The organism is Pseudomonas sp. TMW22080, assembly GCF_022496745.1.
Classification (GTDB): domain Bacteria; phylum Pseudomonadota; class Gammaproteobacteria; order Pseudomonadales; family Pseudomonadaceae; genus Aquipseudomonas; species Aquipseudomonas bubulae.
Genome location: NZ_SCFF01000001.1, coordinates 871,502 through 890,342, shown reverse-complemented (window position 1 = coordinate 890,342; position 18,841 = coordinate 871,502). Strand labels below are relative to the sequence as shown.

The window sequence follows — 18,841 nt, the reverse complement described above, 5'->3', positions numbered from 1 at the left end:
CAATGCAGCTATGCAGGGCATAGCTTTTTCCAGCGTCCTTAACTCTTTAAGATGGCCGACATCGTTAGGTGACTAACTAAATAGTTGGAGTATCCACCATGTCCAATCGGGTAGATGTTGCCGTGATGATCGGCTCGGGTGTCCCCAAGGGGTTGCGGGCCACGGGGCAAAAGGCCTGCTGGGTTGTGCTGGTCAACGGCGAGCAACGCGGGACGGCGTTCTCCAGCCGCATGGAAGCTGAAGAGTGTCGCGCTGCCTGGCTGGCGCAGCTGAGCGCTAGCGCGTGCGCAATGCAGGCTCGGGCTCAGCGTGCTTGACGGGTTACGTCAAGATGCGTTCAGGGCGCCTGCGTCCACTGCGAGCTTCAATTCCTGCGCCGAACCCCTGGCGGCAATTTCAGCCTGCTCGGCGGTCTTGAACCAGCGGTCTTTCTCGACCTGATGGTAAGTCACGGTTTTCAACGGTGGCTTGGCGCGCATCACGATCACGGCCTGAAACTCACCATCGACTTCTTTGGACTCGCCGCGGATAAAAAATTCGCCAATATCAAATTCCGTCACGTGTCGCTTTCCCTTCGAGGTAATGAAGCCGGACAACCCGGCGGCATGGGCCAGGCTGATTTTTCGGCCAGTATGGCAGTTGTTGACAGCCAGCGGCGCAGTTAACGACGAAAGCCCTGTAGAACCGGGCCTCAATCAAGAAAAATTTACGGATTCCCTGACTGAGAAGTGGATGTGTATACCCAACTTCGGGCATGAGCCGGTAGAATGGTGGTCCTGTCGTATTTTTAGTCTTGATGTCACATGCCACTCCTTGCCCCATCAGCCAGGAGATTTTGCTGTACCCGGTTTTTTAATAAGTGGGCTGAGGCCTTTTTTCTGCTGCCTGTTATTTGTTCTGGTAGCGCCACTTCACGTTTTCGAGGGTTTTTCGTTGGCAGTCAGCAATCTGGAAATGCATGCGTTGTTTGTTCTGGGTGATTTGCGGGCACGTTTGGTCAAACTGTTCCAGTCCCGCTTTGTGTACGTTACCGAGCAGAACGCTGAAGGTATTTACATCGCTGAAATCGATACTGAATCAGCGCTGGTGGTAGATGACAAGCCGGGTCTGGGGCTCAAGGTCGGTGATCATTTTCGCGCAGCACTCTTGCCCAGCCGCGAAGGTGGCAAGTTCGAAATCAAATTTCGCGATATCAAAATGACGATCTACGGCATCGGTGACTACGCCTATGTCAGCTCGCCTCTGGGCGAAGGTATCGTGTTCAAGGAAGGTCAGACCGTGATGCTGATCTTCGCAGCCCAGGAGCAGCTCAAGGAAGGCCTGAGCAAGACCCTCAAGGCAGTGACCGCCAAAGCGGCCAAATGGCCCAAGGGCGAGCTGGCGTTCAAGGCCAGCAAAGAGTGACCGAAACCTGAGCAAAACACCTGTTGCAGTTGACGAGTAGAACGAGGCTACGTCCGGCGGCGAAGCCGTCGTAAACCCGGTGAGCCGGGTTTGACTGGCAGACCGCAGTGCCTGTTTTGGGGCTGCTGCGCAGCACAACGCAGCCTCGTTCCTACGCCAGCAGCTACAGAATCACTGCAACTGTGGGAGCGAGCCTGCAACAGAGTCTCTCCAGAGACTGCCAGCTCACGTTTTTCGGGATTTTTCGTACAGGTTTGTCAATTGCTGCGTGACGGTTGAGGCCTGCTTGATCTTGTTTGTTTAACTGATACGTTGAGTACATATCCGGCATTTGTGTCTAACTGAGACTATGGTTTCGACCTTACGTCGAGTCCCTTTTGGAAGGACCCAAAAGGAACCAAAAGGTCCTCGCCCCATCGTACGGCCTTCGCTGCGCTCAGGTTCCCTCGCTCCGGTCCTGCTCCGTGGGCACGCCGCCACGGGCCATCCATGGCCCCGTCGCGGCTCTCCCGGCATCCATGCCGGTCGACCCACTCCTCAGCACCTCCTCTCGGCCTCCCGGGAGGGCTGGCAGATCAAAAACACTGCGCCCCGAGGCGGCCGACCGGCCGGCCTGTTCGGTTCGCGTGTACTGCGCAATCTCTGTAGATACTCTGTTGCAGGTCAAGCCCTATTGTGGGAGCGAGCCTGCTCGCGAACGACCTTCGCGAGCAGGCTCGCTCCCACAGTTGCAGTGTTCCTGCAGCAGCCTTCGTTCCTCGGCAGCTACAGGGGCAGTTGCCCCATCCCTCAAACAGCCTAACCCTTACGGACGATGTTCAAGGCCCGGCCCCGTCTGATTATCGCGATCACTTTCAACCAGTGTGCGAGGGACCGCGAGCATGGGCGCTTTTGTCTTGTCATCGGCTGTGCAACGCTGCGCCGAGCAGTTGATGGCCCGGCGCAAAGCCTTGCTCGGCTTTTTTCTGTTGCTCACCCTGGCCTTGGGCTACAGCGCCACCCAGGTTCGCCTGGACCCCGGTTTCAACAAGCAGATACCGGTGCGCCATGCCTACATGATCAACTTCCTGGACTTCAGCCGTATCTTTACCGGCGCCAATCGCCTGCTGGTCAGCGTGCACTGGAAAGGCGAGGGGGATATCTATAACCCCGAGTTCCTCCAGACCCTGCAAAACGTCACCGATGACGTGTTTTATCTCTCCGGGGTCAGCCGCCCCAGCGTCACCTCGCTGTTTACCCCCAACGTGCGCTATATCGAAATCACTGAAGACGGCTATGTCGGTGATCTGGTGGTGCCGCCGCAATACGCCGCCACCCCCGCAGATTTGCAACAGGTACGCAGTAATGCCGCGCGCTCCGGGCAGATCGGCCGGCTGCTGGCCAATGACCTCAAATCCGCGCTGGTGCGCGCTGACCTGCAGGACATCGATCCGAAGACCGGCCAGCCCGTAAGCTACATACAAATTGCCCGTGGCCTGGAAGACATCCGCGCCAAATACGCCAGCGACGATATCGAAATCAATATCGTGGGCTTTGCCAAACTGGTCGGCGACGTGGTCGAAGGGCTGAACACGGTGATGGGCTTTTTTGCCATCGCATTTCTGATCACCGCTGCGCTGCTGTGGTTGTATTCACGCTCGTTACGCCTGACCCTGGTGGCGCTGTTTGTCGCCTTGCTGCCGGTGATCTGGTTGCTTGGCCTGCTGCCGTTGCTGGGCCTGGGTATCGACCCGATGTCGATTCTGGTGCCGTTCCTGATCTTCTCCATCGGTGTGTCCCATGCCGTGCAAATGACCAACGCCTGGAAGCAGGAAGTACTGGCCGGAAGTGATTCAGTGAGTGCGGCCAAGGTGGCGTTCAGCAAGATTTTTATCCCCGGCGCGCTGGCGCTGCTGATGAACGCCCTGGGCTTCGGGGTGATCATGCTGATCGATATCCCCATCGTCCACGAGCTGGGCGTCACGGCCTGTATCGGTGTGATGCTGATGATCATCACCAACAAAATCGTTCTGCCGCTGCTCATCGCCCATCTGCAACTCGAGCCGCACCTGATGACGGCCAGGGCGCGCATTGCCAGCTCGCGTCACCCCCTGTGGTGGCGATTGTCGGCGCTGGCCACACCGGTACCGGCACTCTGGGTGTTTGCCCTGAGCCTGCTGCTGCTGGCGGCAGGCGCGTTCAAGGCCCGCGAACTGGCCACTGGTGATATCGGCACCGGCGCGCCGGAGCTGCGGGCCGACTCGCGCTACAACCAGGACAACCAGAAAATCATCAGCAGTTACGCCATCGGCCTGGATGTGCTTTCGGTGTTTCTGACCATTCGCGATCGCAGTGAAGCCTGCCTGGACCCGGCCGTCATGCGAGCGGTGGAAACATTCGACTTCAAGATGCGTGAAGTCCGCGGTGTGCAATCGGTGCAGAGCGTAGCGGGGATGAGCAAGCAGGTGATTGCCGGCAACAACGAAGGCAACCCGCGCTGGGCGGCCATCCCCGGTTCCGCCCAGGGTTTGCAACAGGGCGCCTACGCCTATTCACCGGACTCGGGGCTGGTGACGGACGGCTGCCAGAAAATGCAGATCCTGGTGTTCCTGACCGACCACGAAGGCGCCACCGTGGCCCATGTGCTGGATGAGGCCAGGCGCATTATCGCTGCGATTGCCGTGCCGGGGGTGGAGTTCAAGCTGGCGGGGGGCAATATCGGCGTGATGGCGGCGTCCAATGAAGCGGTCAAGCAGGCCGAAGTGGTGATGCTGGCGGCGTTGTTTGTGTCGGTGGCGCTGTTCTGCCTGCTGACCTTTCGCTCGGTGCGCGCAGTGCTGTGCATTCTGGTGCCCTTGGCGATTGTCGCGGTGCTGTGCAATGCACTGATGGCCCTGCTGGGTATTGGCCTCAAGGTCGCGACCTTGCCGGTAATGGCGCTGGGTGTGGGGGTAGGGGTGGACTACGGCATCTATCTGTACGAGCGCATCGAGCATGAGATGGCCGCGGGGCATGACCTGCGCGAAGCCTTCTACCGCGCCATGTGCCAGCGCGGCACGGCGGCGGTGTTTACCGCGCTGACCATGTCGCTGGGGGTGTGCACCTGGGTATTTGCGCCCCTCAAGTTCCAGGCCGACATGGGTGTGCTGTTGGCCTTCATGTTTATGGTCAACGTGCTGGGGGCGATCTTCCTGCTGCCGGCACTGGCTGCGTGGTTCAACCTGGGCAAGCCGCTGGTGGAACCCGCGATGCTCACGATTGCGCAATCAGCCAGAGCGTGAGTGGGCGCCAGGTTTCAGGTGGGAGCGGGCTTGCTCGCGATTCAGGCGCCGCGATGTATCAGCCAGACCACGTCGATCCAATCGCGGGCACGCCCGCTCCCACCAGTAAATGTGCATGACCAATAAAAAGGAGAACTCCATGGGACGCATCACCCATATGGGCGGCTGGCTGTCAGTTGCCCTGGCATTGCAGGGTTACAGTGCTCTGGCGCTGGCCCAGGCCCCTGCCGACCAGATCACCCGGCTGGGCAAGGACCTGACCTGCGTCGGCGCCGAAAAGGCGGGCAACGCCGCAGGCACCATCCCTGCTTTTGGCGGCCAATGGCTGGGCGCGGCACCGGGGATGAAGTTCGAGGGCACGGGCAAGCATCCCGTAGACCCTTACCCCAACGAAAAGCCGCTGTTTGTGATCACCGCGCAAAACCTCAGTCAGTACGACGGGCACTTGTCCGAGGGGCAAAAGGCCCTGTTCAAACTCTATCCGCAAACATTCCGCATGCCGGTTTACCCTTCGCACCGTGACTTTCGTTTTTCTGACACGGTGTGCAAGGCCACCCTGGAAAATGCCTCGGTCGCCAAACTGGTCGACGACGGCGAAGGCGTGGTTGCCCGCACTGGCGGGGTAGCATTCCCGATACCGCAAAACGGTATTGAACTGCTGAAAAATGCCTCGCTGTTTACCGTGCGTGCCTGGACCGAGGAATACACTTCGGACAACGCCTATGTGCTCAAGGATGGCAATATCAACTGGGGCCGCGTGCACTCGCGCAACATGGCGCCGGGGCTGGAGCCGGGCAAGATTGGCGACACGGTGGGCAATTCGTCTTTCTACCTTAACGAAACCCTGCTGCCACAGCGCGACAAGGGTGAAATCAACACCGGTACCGAGTACTGGAACGACAAGACCGAGCCGCGCCAGAGCTGGCGCTACGATCCGGGTACGCGGCGTGTGCGGCAGTCGCCGGGTTACGGTTTTGACATGGCCTTTCCGGGCTCCGGCGGTTCGATCACCGTCGACGAAGTACGCATCTTCAACGGCTCGGCCCAGCGCTATAACTGGAACATCGTCGGTAAAAAAGAGCTGTATATCCCTTACAACACTGCGCGCCTGCACGCCGGTGACCTGAAGTACGCGAGCATGCTCACTCCCGGTCATATCAACCCCGACAACATGCGTTACGAACTGCATCGCGTGTGGGTGCTCGAAGGTGTGCTCAAGCCGGGTAACCGCCATCTGTACGGCAAGCGCACGCTGTATATCGACGAAGACAGCTGGTTCCCGATCATGGGTGACAACTACGACAACCGCGGCGAGTTGTGGCGCACCTCGATGGTCAATTACTTCTATGCCCCGGAAACGCAAACCTGGCAGGCCGGTGTTGGCCTGTATCACGACCTGAACGCTGGCAGTTATCTGGCCTTCAACCTGATCAACGAACAACGCAACGGCTATGTGCTGAACAAAGGCGGTTTTGCTGCTGGCGATTTTGGCCCCGAAGCGGCACGTCGGGCCGGCAAGTAACGCCCTGACGCCATCCTGCTGTCTGCCACGGGCCCTGCCTGTGCGCAGGTGGCCGGGCGGAGCAAAACAACAATAACAAGGAGCAAGGCATGTTCAAGCAATACACGCGTGTTGTCGGGACCGGTTTATTGTCGGGGCTGAGCGGTCTGGCCCTGGCGGCACCTACCCTCGAGCTGGGCGAAAACACCACCCTCGACTCTTCCCTGACCGTCAACTACACGGCCTCGATGCGTACCGCAAAACCGGATCACGAATACCTGAACAACATCAACTACGATGATGCCACGCGCAACTTCAAGCGCGGCTCGCTGATCAACAACCGGGTCAGCGTATTTGGCGAGTTGATGCTCAAGCACGACAACCTCGGCGCCGTGGTGCGCGGCAGTCATTTCTATGACGAGGTCTACCACCAGCGCAACGACAACGACTCACCGGACACGGTGAACAAGACCGGACGCTACAACGACTTCAGCCAGGACACGCGCAAACTCAGCGGCAGCAAGGCGCGGCTGCTGGATGCTTATGTGTATGGCGACTTTACCGTCAATGATGACCAGTACCTGTCACTAAAGGCCGGGCGGCATCTGGTGGCCTGGGGCGAGAGCCTGTTCTGGCCCAACATCAGCCAGGGCCAGGCACCGGTGGATTCGACCAAGTTCAACGTGCCCGGCACCGAAGCCAAGGATGCCTACTTGCCGGTGGGGCAGATATCGGGCGCGTGGTCGGTGAACGAAGACCTGACCCTGCTCGGGTTCTACCAGTACAAGTGGGAAGAAACCCAGCTCAACCCCGTGGGCGACTACTTTGGCAGCGATACCTTTGGCCCGGGGGCCGAGTTTTTCCGGCTCGCCCCGGGCATCGTCGACCACCTGCCCAACGGGGCCGCAGTCGGCTACGCCGGCTCGGTCAAACCGGGCGACAGCGGCGAGTGGGGCCTGGGCACCCGATACCGGGTGACGCAAAACACCGAGGTCGGCCTGTTTCATTACCGTTATCACGACCGCGTCCCGGCACTGTTCTTCGACTTTACCGGGCAGACCCATTACTCGTCCCTGAACAAAGTGGGTGGCAACGGCAATGGCCCGAGTTACCAGCTGGGTTACTTTGACAACATCAAGCTCACCGGCATCAGTTTCACCACCAAAGCCGGTGATTCGGTGCAGTTCGCCGGTGACCTGAGCTATCGCGACGGCGCGGCGGTGTACCTGAGCAACGGTGCGCCGGCGCGGGGGCAGGTGTGGCAGGGAAACCTGAATGCCGTGTACATGATCGGGCCGACGTTTATGGCGCAGCAGACCACCCTGATGACCGAGGTGGTGCACCAGCGCATCCAGGGCGTGGATGACCTGACCATTAGCGGTGGCGGGGCGGGCACGGACGGGACTTTCAATAAATATGTGTATGACGGTCAAACACGGGGTTCAAGCCTGTTGGGGATCGGCGCCTATTTCGATCACCCCAGCGTATTCAACGGCTGGGACTTGACCACCAAGGCCACCTGGACCCAGAACATTGACGGCAGTGCCTATTCGGGGTTGGGCCGTGCTGAAAAGCGTCTGACAGTGGGTGGTGATTTCAAGTACCTGGGCAACTTTCAGCTGGGGCTGACTTATGTGGCGTATTTGAGCTCGGCCGATATTGCCCAGGGACGGACAATGGCGGATCGGGATTACCTGTCGTTCAATGGCAAGTACACCTTTTGACCCGGGCCCTCACGGCAACCCTCTCCCGGAGGGAGAGGGGCGGGATGAGAGGGCTTGTGATTCTCAGCCCGTCTACCGGGCCTCCCGCGGCATCCCCAGCGCTCGTTCGGCAATGATATTGCGCTGAATCTCATTACTGCCGCCATAAAGGGTATCCGCACGGGTAAACAGAAACAGCGCCTGCAACCGTGTCAGCTCATAAGGCGCCCCGGCCAGCAACTCGGCCTCTGGCCCCAGTACATCCATCGCCAGCTTGCCCAGGGCCACATGCCAGGTCGACCAGGCCAGTTTGTAGATCGTCGCTTCAGGCCGCAGGCTGCCATCCTGTACCCCGGACAACATGCGCAACGAGTTGTAGCGCAACACCCGCAAGCCGCTCCAGGCCTGTGCGATGCGCTGGCGCAGCACCGGGTCTTGCGCCGCACCATTGGCCTTGGCAATACGCACCACTTCGTCCAACTCATTCTGAAACTGCATTTGCTGGCCCAGGGTCGATACCCCGCGTTCAAACCCCAGCAGCGCCATGGCGATTTTCCAGCCATCACCCGGTTGGCCGATCAGGTTGTCTGCCGAAGCCCGCGCCTGATCAAAAAAAACCTCGTTGAATTCACTGGTACCGGTCAATTGCCGGATCGGCTGTACCCGTATACCCGGCTGGTCCATCTCCACCAGCAAGAACGACAGGCCGCGATGGCCAACACTTCCCGGCTCGGTACGTGCCAGCACAAAGCACCAGTCCGATTCATGAGCCAGTGAGGTCCAGACCTTTTGCCCGCTGATCAACCATTGCCCGCGGTCTTCATCGAAACTGGCGCGGGTCTTTATATTGGCCAGGTCCGACCCGGCACCCGGTTCGGAGTAGCCCTGACACCAAAAGTGCTGGCCCGCCAGTATCGGCGGCAAAAAACGTTGCTGCTGTTCCTGGCTGCCAAAGGCCGCAATCGTCGGCCCTACCAGCCCTTCGCCGATATGGCCCATACGTCCCGGGCCACCCGCCCTTGCGTACTCTTCGAAAAAGATCACTTGCTGGCTGATGCTCAAGCCACGGCCGCCATGCTCGGTGGCCCAGCCAGCACCCACCCAGTGGCCTTGGGCCAAGACCTGTTCCCAGCGCTTGCGCAACCCGGGAGCAAAGTCCTCATCCCCCGGGCCACCGCGAAAGCGCAAAGCTGCAAAGTCACCGCTCAGGTGCTGCTGCATCCACTGCGCAACCTGTTGGCGAAACTGCTCATCTGCTGCGCTAAAACCGATATTCATGTGCACTCTCCGAAAATCTGCCGGGCCAATTGCTCGCGATGAAACGCCGGGGTGCCGAGCATCTGCTCACTGGCCCGGGCTCGCTTGAAATACAGATGCGGGTCGTATTCCCAGGTAAAACCCACGCCACCGTGCAACTGGATGGACTCGGCGGCACACTGGAAAAAGCCTTCGCTGGCAAAAATTTTCGCAGTGGCCGCGGCTTCCCCAAGTTGCTCACGGATACCCGGATCACCATCGATATTCAGGCACTCGGCGGCAATGCAGGCAGCGTAGTAACTGGCCGAGCGCGCGCATTCGATGGCCAGCATCAAATCGGCACAGCGGTGCTTGATGGCCTGGAAACTGGCGATAGTGCGACCAAATTGTTCGCGGCCGCTGATATAGGCCAGAGTGATGTCCAGCGACTGCTGTGCGCCACCGGTCTGCTCGGCCGCCAGGCCAACACAGGCTATATGCAGCACATCGCGCAGCATCGGCCAGCCTTGCCCGGGTTCGCTGAGCAACTGATCGTCGTGGACGACTACATCGTTCAGGGTGATGGTAGCCAGGCGGCGGGTCTGATCCAGTGTCGGTTGCCACTGGCAAACAATCCCGGGAGTATCGGCAGGCAGTGCAAACAGGCGGATACCGGCTTCGCCGACGCTGCCCGGCGTGCGTGCGGCAATGATCAACAGCTGGCAATCGCTGCCATCGATCACATAGTGATACTCGCCATTGAGGCGATAACCCCCCGCATGGCTCTGCGCATACACCTGCACGGCGCTGTCGTCCCAGCGAGGCGCGCTGGTGTAGGCGAGGCTGGCGCGAATCTCACCGGCGGCAATCAACGGCAGCCAGCGTTCCTTGAGTGCTTCATTGCGACTGAGCAGCAGGGCAGGGGTGGCCAGGCAGCAGGTTGCAAAGAATGGTGTGGGCAGCAGGCAGCGCCCGAGCTGTTCCTGGAGCAGACTGACTTCGACAAAGCCCAGGCCAAGACCTCCATAGGCCTCGGGGATCGCCAGTGCGGGCCAATACAGCTCCCTGGCCATTCGCGCCCAGGTAGCGGTGTCGTACCCCTGATCGCTGGTCATGGCCGTGCGCACCGCAGCGGAGCTGGCCACTTGGTTCAAAAAACGTTCGGCGGATGCCTGAATCATTCGCTGTTCGTCTGTCAGGGCAAGCTCCATATGGGCCTCGTCGTAAAAATACGGATCAAGGCGCCAGCATGAAAGCGCGCAGCACGGGTGCAATCCCTGAGCCGGACTAGTCCGTTTGATTAGCCCGAGTCAGATTTCGGAGTCCCAGACTACCGTGATATTCCCGGAATACTTGCCTTGCTCGGACAACATCTGCAGGACATGCTGCCTTTGTATTTCAAAATGCAGCGTGGATGGCTTGTTATCGACATAGTGCGTGGACTTGAACAGCAGTCCAGTTGAAGCCCTCAGGGGTTCTCGAGAGACCGAGGAGTCATCATCATTGCCGATGCCATTGGGCATGCTAACCAGTACATCGACTGGAACTGCGTGGCCGCTGCTGGTATTGCTGATTGCGCAGGTATCGCCTACCAACCGGTCACAGGCCAGTTGCATCTTGAAACGTGAGCTGGCAGAAATCATGAAAGGCTGATCCCGAAAAAGTTTCTCGGGCGTGCGGCCATTTTGCATCCATTCTTGCCAACTACCCTTGGGTGTCAGTTCTACTTTATTGCCGCCGGGTGGAATATCCACTTTAAGGGTGTGCTGGACATTAAGCAGGAATTTGATCGTGAGTATATTGTCGCTGGGGAGCATATTGTCTCCCATGTCAATGTCTTGGTAAGGCCCCACGGTATAGTTGATTTCACCATTATAATCACCCGATGACATTCCGAGTGGGTTGGGCGTCTTCATTTCATAAGAGAAGTCCAGGGTTCGATAAGTGAAGTTGGGGATGTCGTACAGTGCTGCTCTACTACAGGTTGCTCCGGAAACAGGTGTTGTCCAGTAGATCGGGATTCCGAACCAGTTAGCGACGAATGTCGTCGCACCAATGCAGGTGCCAGCCCCCCGCCATATATAACCTCCCACCCATAATTTATTGAGACCATCCGACCAGCTGCTTGCATTGGGTACCAAGGTATGGATGTTCTGTGGTTCGATAGATGTATATGTTCCAATGCCGGTGATACGAACCTGTAACTCTTCAGTTTCCAGCGTTTGAGCATGGGTGACGATCAGAGTACGCCAATCACTGTTTGCCCGAATCATCATGCCTTGCCTGGGGTCTGGGTTGTTGGCAATTATCCGGCTGGAGTTGCGAAAGGAAATAGGGGCGGAAATGCTGATAATGCCTTTATTGATACAGGTTTGAGGCACGTAGCTGCAGTAGTGGCTATTGCTGGGTGTTTTGTTTGTGAATGTATTTTGGTGTGGAAGTGCCGGGTCGGGCTTGAACTCGGCCCGCACATTGACGTTCGCAGCATACACAGGCTGAAGAAAACCAAGTGTCAATACAAAAATGGCCAATACACAAGTTTGCCGATATATTGAGAATGGTACGTTATTCAAAGGAGTGGGGTTGTAATCAATGACAGAGGCCCTGGAGGGTTTATTCTTCATGCTATTACCTGAGTGCTGTTTATTGAGCTGCAGAAGGCGTCGGCCCATCAAACATGATTTGGACACTGCCAAAGTATGCCCCTGGCTTAAAACCTGTTTCAGGCTTGATCGCCTCGATTCGTAAGGGAACCCTGTAACCCGTTTTGGCTTCGTTGTCGGGCACGACCACTGTGTCGGTCAGCGCAAGTTCGTGGCCATTGAACTTGACCCGCAGGCTGATCAGATCCCTTCCGTTGGACAGCATTGATTCATGGCCCAGGCGTGCGGTAATGGCGCCACTGCGACTGCGTACATCGAATGACGCCTGCAGGGGCTCCAGATACCCGCGGGCAAGGTTCCACTTCATTATTTGTGTGCGCTCTAGAAACTGCGACTCCACGGGCAATATATAGAAGTCCGGGGTCGGAATAGTGACACTCACTTCAAAGATGTGTTCTTCGCGCGCTGCAAACCCCGCTTGCATCCAGAGTGCCAGGCTTGCCGCGACAGTCAGGCATGAGATTTTGCACGCAGATAGATGCATCAGCCTTTAACCTCCATGGGTTTATTGTTACTGCCCTCAATCAGGATAAAGCGATAATGACGGCCAGCTTTTTTGGTAAAGCTGAACAGGCGACCCGGCAAGATATGGTTTTTGGTAACGGGCTCGCACTCCAGCGGGTTCTGGACGGAGCAGTCTTTGAATTCATCAAGCAGCATGATGGTATTGCCGTTGTTTTTGACTGAGTACTGTTGTGCGGTGTCGTTTATCTGGGTATCAAAACCGGCGTTTTCAGGGCGTACAACAAAGAAGGTGCCATAGCCTGCGAGCACGTTGATCCCGGCCGACAGGGTCTTTTTATAGACGTCGGTTTCTTCGGTGGAAAGGGCAAATTCATCTTCTTTTTCCGGCACGACCGGCACAAAACGCACGCGAAAATACCGCTCTTGGTCTCGTATCCCCTTGAACAGCAGGCGGGTGCCCTGGGTGCCGCTGGCAGGGATTATCAGCCGTGCCGGGCTGGCGATCAGGCCATCACGCATGGCTGCATTGCCTTGGGTTTTCAGCGGTACTTCTTCTGAAGTGCCGTCGGCTTTGTAGACTATCTCCAGTATGGAAACGCGAACAAAGGCGGTGCTGCCGCCGCCGTTATACACCCGCTTCAAATAGGTGCTTTTATCGCCATCCATATAGTCAAAGACGGTTCCGACGTTGATACTGGGGCCCGCGATGGCACCCAATGAGATACCCCATAGACTGAGTATGGCACTTGCAAGTTTCATGGTAAGTTCCTGTTTTCTCTATTGACTACCCGGGAGTCTTAAACTTCCGAATCCCAGATGACGGTCACATTTCCTTTATAGGTGCCTGCCTGGTCGAGCATTTCATTCACGTATTTCTTTTCGATTTCGAAGTGCAGTACCCCGGTTTTTCCATCCACATATCGGCTGGGCTGGAACAGTTCAGTACCCTGGCCGCTTGTAAGCAAGGGCTTACGGGTGATCGAAGCGCCGTTTGAATCGGTAATGCCGCCGGGCAGACTGACAAATATATTGATCGGCACGTTGTGGCTCACGTTGTTGCTGAGTGCGCAGGTGTCGCCCATGACTCTTTCGCAGCTCAACAGCATCTTGAAACGTGAACTGGCGGAAACACTAAAGGATTGGTCGCTGGCAAGTGTTTCCGGTACTCGAGCTATGAGCAACCATTGATACCAGCCGCCTTTGGGAACCAGCTCGACCCTATTACCGCCCGGGGGGATATCAACTTTTAAGGTGTGCTGAACGTTCAGGTTAAAATTGAGATTCAGCACGGAGCTGTTAGGGATCAACAAATCACCCATGTCGAAATCCTGGTAAGGCCCTATTGTGTAAGCCAAGTTTCCGGAATAGTCACCTGCTGACATGCCTAATGGATCAGGTGTCTTTAATTCGTAGGCGAAGTCCAAAGAGTGGTATGCCAACTTTGGGATGTTGTAAAGTGCCTTTTTGGCACAGGTTACATCGGCCTCCGGTGCTCCCCAAAAGAACCAAAAATTTCCACCGGTGTAGAGGGGCGTCGATTTTCTGGTGCAGGGTGACGGCGGTATCGACCAGTTACTTCCGGACCACAGTTTGTTATGCCCGTCCCCCCAGCTTGTCGCACCAGGAACCAGGGTGTGTACGGTGTCGGGGTCAATGCTCAGTACTGTACCAAAACCGGTTATACGGATCTTCACTTCCTCTGTTTCCAGAGTCTGGTTGTGCCTGACGGTTAATGTCCGCCATGCTCCCGGGATTGTCACCATCGCACCTTGACGCGGATCTGTGTGATTGGCTACTACAGGCACCGCAGACCTGAAAACTACGGGGGCGGCGATGCCGAACACGCCTTTGGAAGCGCAGTCAGCAGGGTTGTAATAGCAATATTGACCGGTATTCGGTGTTTTATTCGTAAATACATTGCGGTTGGGAAAGGCGGGGTCAGGTTTGAACTCTGCATTTATTGTTATCTCTACCCCGTGAGTATTGGGCGGGGCAACAAGGCCACAAACAAAAATCAATACAATACCGGCAGCGGTTTTTGCCATCCGATTTAGCCTGCGGCTTTGTACCAGACTCAATAAACACTTTACGTTGAAGTCCGCTAGATTGTTCCGCTTCATCCTGCTGCCTCAACATTATTAGCCGATTCTGCCAACGTGTCGGGATGGCAACGCAGGTCGCCGATTTCCAGCACATTGTTCTGCCTGAGGGTTTTGGTGATGTCGATACGGAATTGGCAGAGTAATGCTTCGTCCTTGCGCACTTCCAGAGTGGGAGTGCCGGCGTTCATCTCCATTGAGAAGAAACCGTCCACTTCACTGATGCCGCGGCTGGTGGTGTTGATGATGTGATAACCCTTGAGCGGGTTACCGTCCGCGTCAATCAAGCGGCCAAGAACGGTGACGGTATTCACCACGTTGATCTTGCGGTAGCCCACGCCGCCCTTGTTCAGGTGATAACGGGCGCGAGGTGGCTGGATCGCAGCGGCGGGCACGTGGTTGCCCTGAAAGTCGAAACTGACTGAGCTGCTCTCGTACGCGGTGAGGGGAATATAGTTGCGGCCGGGGCGCAGCATGGTGCTGCCACCGCTGAGGTCATCGGCACGCAAGGCAATGTTGGCGATATCGGACTCGACGTCGACGATCATTCCGGCCCCGCGCCCGGAGGGCTCACTGCTCATGGCCATGGTCAAGCCGCTCAGGGCGATGGTGCTGTCCAGGTTAAGGCCACCGCTTAGGTAGCCGTTATAAGACGAGCGTTGCACAAAGGTATCGGCGCTGAGGCTGTCGGTCAGGAAGGTGGCCCGGCCATTGACGCCCACTCCGTAGGTATCGGTACTTGCGGTGGCAGCCACGCTTTGCAGGACGTGGCCTTCGATATTTTTGCTGTAACTGAGGGAGGCATTGTTGTCACGCTCACCGTCCCGGCCGGTGCGTGACCCCAGGCTGGCTGACCAGCGTTCACCCGGGCCGCCGAGGGCCAGGCTGATGCTCAGGTCGACCCCGCGATTGCGCTTGTTGCCGGAACTGAGGCTGCCGGGTCGATCAAAGACCGACAAACGCCAGTTACCGTCGCTGCCAAACAGGTGCGTGGGTTGCGCCCAGCCCACGTCCAGGCCGTAGCCGCGGCTATAGCCATTGCTGTGGGAGAGGCGGGCACTCAAGGTGCTTTGCAGGCCGAAGCGATGGTTCAGGGACAGGGCGGTAGTGCTGGTCTGGCCCACATAGCTGGACTTTGTGCGCAGGCGCGTGCCGTCCGGCAGGGTTTCGTAGGTGTTACGGGTGTCGAGCCAGCTGCGGTTGTGGTTGAACACGACATTGCCGAGGCCGTAGTGGTACTGGCCGTTAAAGTCGACACCGGTGCCGTAGCTTTGAGTCTTGTAAAGATTGGCATAAAAGGTGAGATTGCTGGCCAGCGTCCAGTCAATGGCGGTGCCCCATTGCATCCTGTTTTTTACCTGGCGCGCAGACAGACCCAGGATGGCGCGCGGGTGCAGCAGGTAATTGAGCGAGGCGCCGGCGGTCATGTCGCCGGTGGCCTGGTCGTCCCAGTTGCTCAGCAGTTTGCTTTCGCGTCCGGCGAACAGGTTATAGCGCCATGGGTCGTCGTAGTTGCGCCAGTTGGACGGTTTATAGATCAGCTCCGAAGACGTGCTGCTAACTCGGCCGTCTTCGACCAGGCGAACCTCGACTTCGTAAATACCGCTGGGCAAGGGGCGGGTATCGAGGCTCTGCAAACCGGCGGCAACCAGCTGGGAATTGATCAACAGGCCGTTGCGGTAGATTTGTGCCGTTGCCGGACGACTGGCGGTGACATACACCGGGTATACGCCGGGTTTGGCTTGATCGATGACCAGGCTGTCGGAACTGCCATACATGATGCCCACTGTGGTATCGGGGCTGGCGCCAAAAGTGCGAATTTGCCGGGTCAAACCTTCGGAGCCTGGAGTGAAATAGCCCAGGCGCAGAAATGTACCTTCCAGTTCACGCTGGGTGTGGGCTTCATAGACAGCATGTTTGAGCTGACTTTGGTCCGGACCATCCATGCGTGTGAGTTGCAGGTTGAGCGTTTGGCTCCAGTGGCCGATGCTGCCGCTGGCCTCCAGGCCATAACGACCGTCAACTTGCTCTCGCTGGCCGGCGGTGAGGTTTAGCTGATTGCGCACAATCAAACCGCCGCTGCCGCCGCTGGGCAATTCGTGATAGCGGCTCTTCTGATAATCCTGTTCCGCCCTGGCGGTCAGCAACGAGACCATGGAGTTTTCCAGGTTGTAATGAACCGCCATTAACTGTTCGGGGCATTTGCCAGTGCAGGCTCCCAGTTGCACTCCTTGCTGGAGAAACTCCGACCAGGTGTCGCGCTCACTGGCCGGAATCTGGCTGGCGTTGAAGTCGGTGAACTCAAGGAGGGTCAGACGATCATCGCGGGTCAGTACGACCATGGCTTCACCCACCAGTTGCGAGTTGCGCTCGACCTGAACGGCCAGCGGTACATCGAAAAGGTGCTCTTCGAAGTCAGCCGGCAAGCCTTTGGCCTGGGCAAGCAAACTTCGGGGTGTACTGACTTCTGCGGCTGCCATTGATGCTGCAGGGAACAACAAGGCCAGCGTCACCGCGATGCGAGTCATCGGGAACATAAACGCAATACTCTAATAACGGACAGTCAATCCAGAAGAGGCGCCCGGTCGAAAACCGGCCGGGCGCGGGTATCGCCAGATGAATCAACGGTGTTGGCAGATCAGGGGGTGGGTGGCGTGCTGTCGAACATCACGGTAAATGCGGTACTGAAATTGCCAGAGGCACCTGTTGGTATGGCGCCAGCAGATACCTCCAGCTCTGCAGTACCGCCTGCGGCGGAGGCGGGGGCGGTTGCCACCTCCAGGGCTGCAGCCGTAAGGGTCACACCGTTGAATTTGGTGGTCAGAGGGATGTTGTGTGCGGTGTTACCGTTGAACAGCGCCCGTGGCCCGCCATCGATATACGCGCGCAATGCACCGCCTGTGCTCTTGTAGGTGAAGTTTTCACGAAGGCTGTTGATTTTGTTTTGGCCGATGTCATAGCCCATTACTTCAGCCTGACCGAAGGTCGGGCTAGAGGCTTGTGCATAGAAAGCAGTGCTTGGAACAGTGGCGCTGATATTAATCTGGGTACTTGTACTGTCGGCAGCCCATGCACTGGAAACACCGAACACCATTACGGCCGCAGCAACCAGAGCGGTTTTGTTTATTAACATTTTGTTTACCTGTTGTATAATAGGTGTAAAGGAACATGCATTTGTGGAAACAGAGTGTTTTCCAATCGGCCGAGGATGATTAAGTTTGAATTCCGTCCAGATATCTGGCGTTTGTCATCAGGCTGGAATGGGCTTTCGACCCCCGGCTGGTCAAGCTGGATCAGAATATTAGAATTTCAGGATGGTTAAAGTAGCCAAGTGCGAACGTTTAAGTGGCTTTGGTCTTGCGATCTTGCGGCTTTCTTTCTTTGATAGTTGAGTGAATAATCCTGCTTGTATGAGTTCCTCCTGTAAGTGCAGGCTATGGCAACAAGTTGTATTGTTTGAGCTTTGTTATTTTCTGCTGGGTCGGCTGATCTGTTTTTATAAGAGAGTGCTGTGTTGTTTGAGTGAAATATCCAAGTGAAACGTAAGTTCATTAGTTCTTATGGCGTAGGGTGTGATTAATTAATGATGATTGATCGCTGCCGCGGTCATTTACTTGTGGCTATAAGGGCGTGCGCCTGTGGCTCTGTGTCTTATGTTTAGTCTCAACGGACGATGATCCGCCTCGCGCGCCTTCCCATACTGCTCCCATGGTTTTTTTGCCAATCCAGGAGCACATGTGAACAGCGCAGCCCATACCGCATTTCAGACCAGTATCGACGCGGGCGTCGCTGAACTGGTGATCGACCGGCCACCGGTCAATGCCCTCGACAGCCAGGAATGGCTCGATCTGGCACGTACTCTCGAAGCATTGGGGCAAGACCCGCAAGTGCGAGTCATCGTGATCCGCTCCGAGGGCCGTGGCTTCTGCGCCGGGGTCGATATCAAGGAACTGGACGCCCACCCCGAACGTATCGTGACCGTCAATGCCGGCAACTACGCCACCTTCAAGGCCATTCACCGCAATCCGGTGCCGGTGATTGTTGCCGTGCATGGCTATGTGCTGGGTGGCGGGATCGGTATTACCGGCGCTGCCGATATTGTCGTTGCCTCCGATTGCGCCAGTTTTGCCTTACCCGAAGTGGATCGCGGCGCCATGGGCGGCGGGGCGCATTTGCAGCGTCTGTTCCCGGTGCAGAAAGTCCGTTATCTGTTTTTGACCGGCGACAAGATCAGTGCCGTTGACGCCCAGCAATACGGCTTTATCGAGCGCGTGGTGCCCCTTGAGCAATTGCGTGAAACCGCGCTGCAAATTGCCCGCAAGATCGCCAGCAAAAGCCCGGACATGATCCGCATCGCCAAGGAGGCCCTGAACGGTATCGAAGACGGCAACCTGGAAGACAAATACCGCTGGGAACAGGGGTTCACGCTGCAGGCCTACAACAGCACGGACTCCGCCGAAACCCGCCGCGCATTCGTTGAAAAACGCGACGCCAACTTCTGAGGAGCTGA

The 18,841-nt window shown here is 57.3% G+C and carries 15 protein-coding genes; 6 read left to right on the top strand and 9 right to left on the bottom strand.

The window, feature by feature from the left end; translation table 11 throughout:
- The first annotated feature begins 98 nt into the window (after positions 1-98).
- Positions 99-317 (top strand): hypothetical protein, encoded by a 219-nt coding sequence (locus EQV96_RS03830; RefSeq protein WP_095002399.1) that lies wholly within the window; start codon positions 99-101, stop codon positions 315-317.
- A gap of 9 nt (positions 318-326) precedes the next feature.
- On the opposite strand, the gene EQV96_RS03825 is transcribed toward EQV96_RS03830, so the two are convergent.
- Positions 327-560, bottom strand: coding sequence for a hypothetical protein (locus EQV96_RS03825; RefSeq protein WP_095002400.1), 234 nt, complete (start codon positions 558-560; stop codon positions 327-329).
- Between the two features lie 373 nt (positions 561-933).
- On the opposite strand from EQV96_RS03825, the gene EQV96_RS03820 reads away from it, so the two are divergent.
- The 4 genes from EQV96_RS03820 (at position 934) to EQV96_RS03805 (ending at position 7,889) form a co-directional block, all read left to right on the top strand.
- Entirely contained in the window at positions 934-1,404 is a 471-nt protein-coding gene (locus EQV96_RS03820) for a hypothetical protein (protein ID WP_240881378.1), read from the top strand.
- An 881-nt stretch (positions 1,405-2,285) separates the two neighbouring features.
- Entirely contained in the window at positions 2,286-4,664 is a 2,379-nt protein-coding gene (locus EQV96_RS03815) for an efflux RND transporter permease subunit (RefSeq protein ID WP_240881377.1), read from the top strand.
- A gap of 139 nt (positions 4,665-4,803) precedes the next feature.
- Positions 4,804-6,186, top strand: a complete 1,383-nt coding sequence (locus tag EQV96_RS03810; protein ID WP_095002403.1) for a DUF1329 domain-containing protein — start codon at positions 4,804-4,806, stop codon at positions 6,184-6,186.
- 89 nt (positions 6,187-6,275) lie between these two features.
- Positions 6,276-7,889: a DUF1302 family protein gene (locus tag EQV96_RS03805; RefSeq protein ID WP_095021215.1), complete on the top strand. Its 1,614-nt coding sequence runs from the start codon at positions 6,276-6,278 to the stop codon at positions 7,887-7,889.
- Between the two features lie 72 nt (positions 7,890-7,961).
- On the opposite strand, the gene EQV96_RS03800 is transcribed toward EQV96_RS03805, so the two are convergent.
- The 8 genes from EQV96_RS03800 to EQV96_RS03765 all read right to left on the bottom strand — a co-directional run bounded on the left by EQV96_RS03800 (position 7,962) and on the right by EQV96_RS03765 (position 17,464).
- Positions 7,962-9,146, bottom strand: a complete 1,185-nt coding sequence (locus EQV96_RS03800) for an acyl-CoA dehydrogenase family protein (RefSeq protein ID WP_095018862.1) — start codon at positions 9,144-9,146, stop codon at positions 7,962-7,964.
- Positions 9,143-10,315, bottom strand: a complete 1,173-nt coding sequence (locus EQV96_RS03795) for an acyl-CoA dehydrogenase family protein (RefSeq protein ID WP_218722907.1) — start codon at positions 10,313-10,315, stop codon at positions 9,143-9,145. The genes EQV96_RS03800 and EQV96_RS03795 overlap by 4 nt, the downstream gene beginning before the upstream one ends.
- 99 nt (positions 10,316-10,414) lie before the next feature.
- Positions 10,415-11,728, bottom strand: a complete 1,314-nt coding sequence (locus tag EQV96_RS03790; protein ID WP_240881376.1) for a hypothetical protein — start codon at positions 11,726-11,728, stop codon at positions 10,415-10,417.
- 19 nt (positions 11,729-11,747) lie between these two features.
- Positions 11,748-12,251, bottom strand: coding sequence for a CS1 type fimbrial major subunit (locus EQV96_RS03785; RefSeq protein WP_232527606.1), 504 nt, complete (start codon positions 12,249-12,251; stop codon positions 11,748-11,750).
- Positions 12,251-12,991 carry a pilus assembly protein gene (locus EQV96_RS03780; RefSeq protein ID WP_095024488.1) on the bottom strand — a complete coding sequence of 247 codons (741 nt, stop codon included), beginning with the start codon at positions 12,989-12,991 and terminating at the stop codon, positions 12,251-12,253. The genes EQV96_RS03785 and EQV96_RS03780 overlap by 1 nt, the downstream gene beginning before the upstream one ends.
- A gap of 38 nt (positions 12,992-13,029) precedes the next feature.
- Positions 13,030-14,277 carry a hypothetical protein gene (locus EQV96_RS03775; RefSeq protein WP_240055542.1) on the bottom strand — a complete coding sequence of 416 codons (1,248 nt, stop codon included), beginning with the start codon at positions 14,275-14,277 and terminating at the stop codon, positions 13,030-13,032.
- Between the two features lie 71 nt (positions 14,278-14,348).
- On the bottom strand, positions 14,349-16,868 hold the full coding sequence (locus tag EQV96_RS03770) for a CS1-pili formation C-terminal domain-containing protein (protein ID WP_095021349.1): 2,520 nt from the start codon (positions 16,866-16,868) through the stop codon (positions 14,349-14,351).
- A 101-nt stretch (positions 16,869-16,969) separates the two neighbouring features.
- Entirely contained in the window at positions 16,970-17,464 is a 495-nt protein-coding gene (locus tag EQV96_RS03765; RefSeq protein WP_232527604.1) for a CS1 type fimbrial major subunit, read from the bottom strand.
- 604 nt (positions 17,465-18,068) lie between these two features.
- Here EQV96_RS03765 and EQV96_RS03760 point away from each other — a divergent pair.
- Positions 18,069-18,833 (top strand): enoyl-CoA hydratase family protein, encoded by a 765-nt coding sequence (locus EQV96_RS03760; RefSeq protein WP_095018868.1) that lies wholly within the window; start codon positions 18,069-18,071, stop codon positions 18,831-18,833.
- Positions 18,834-18,841: the final 8 nt, after the last annotated feature.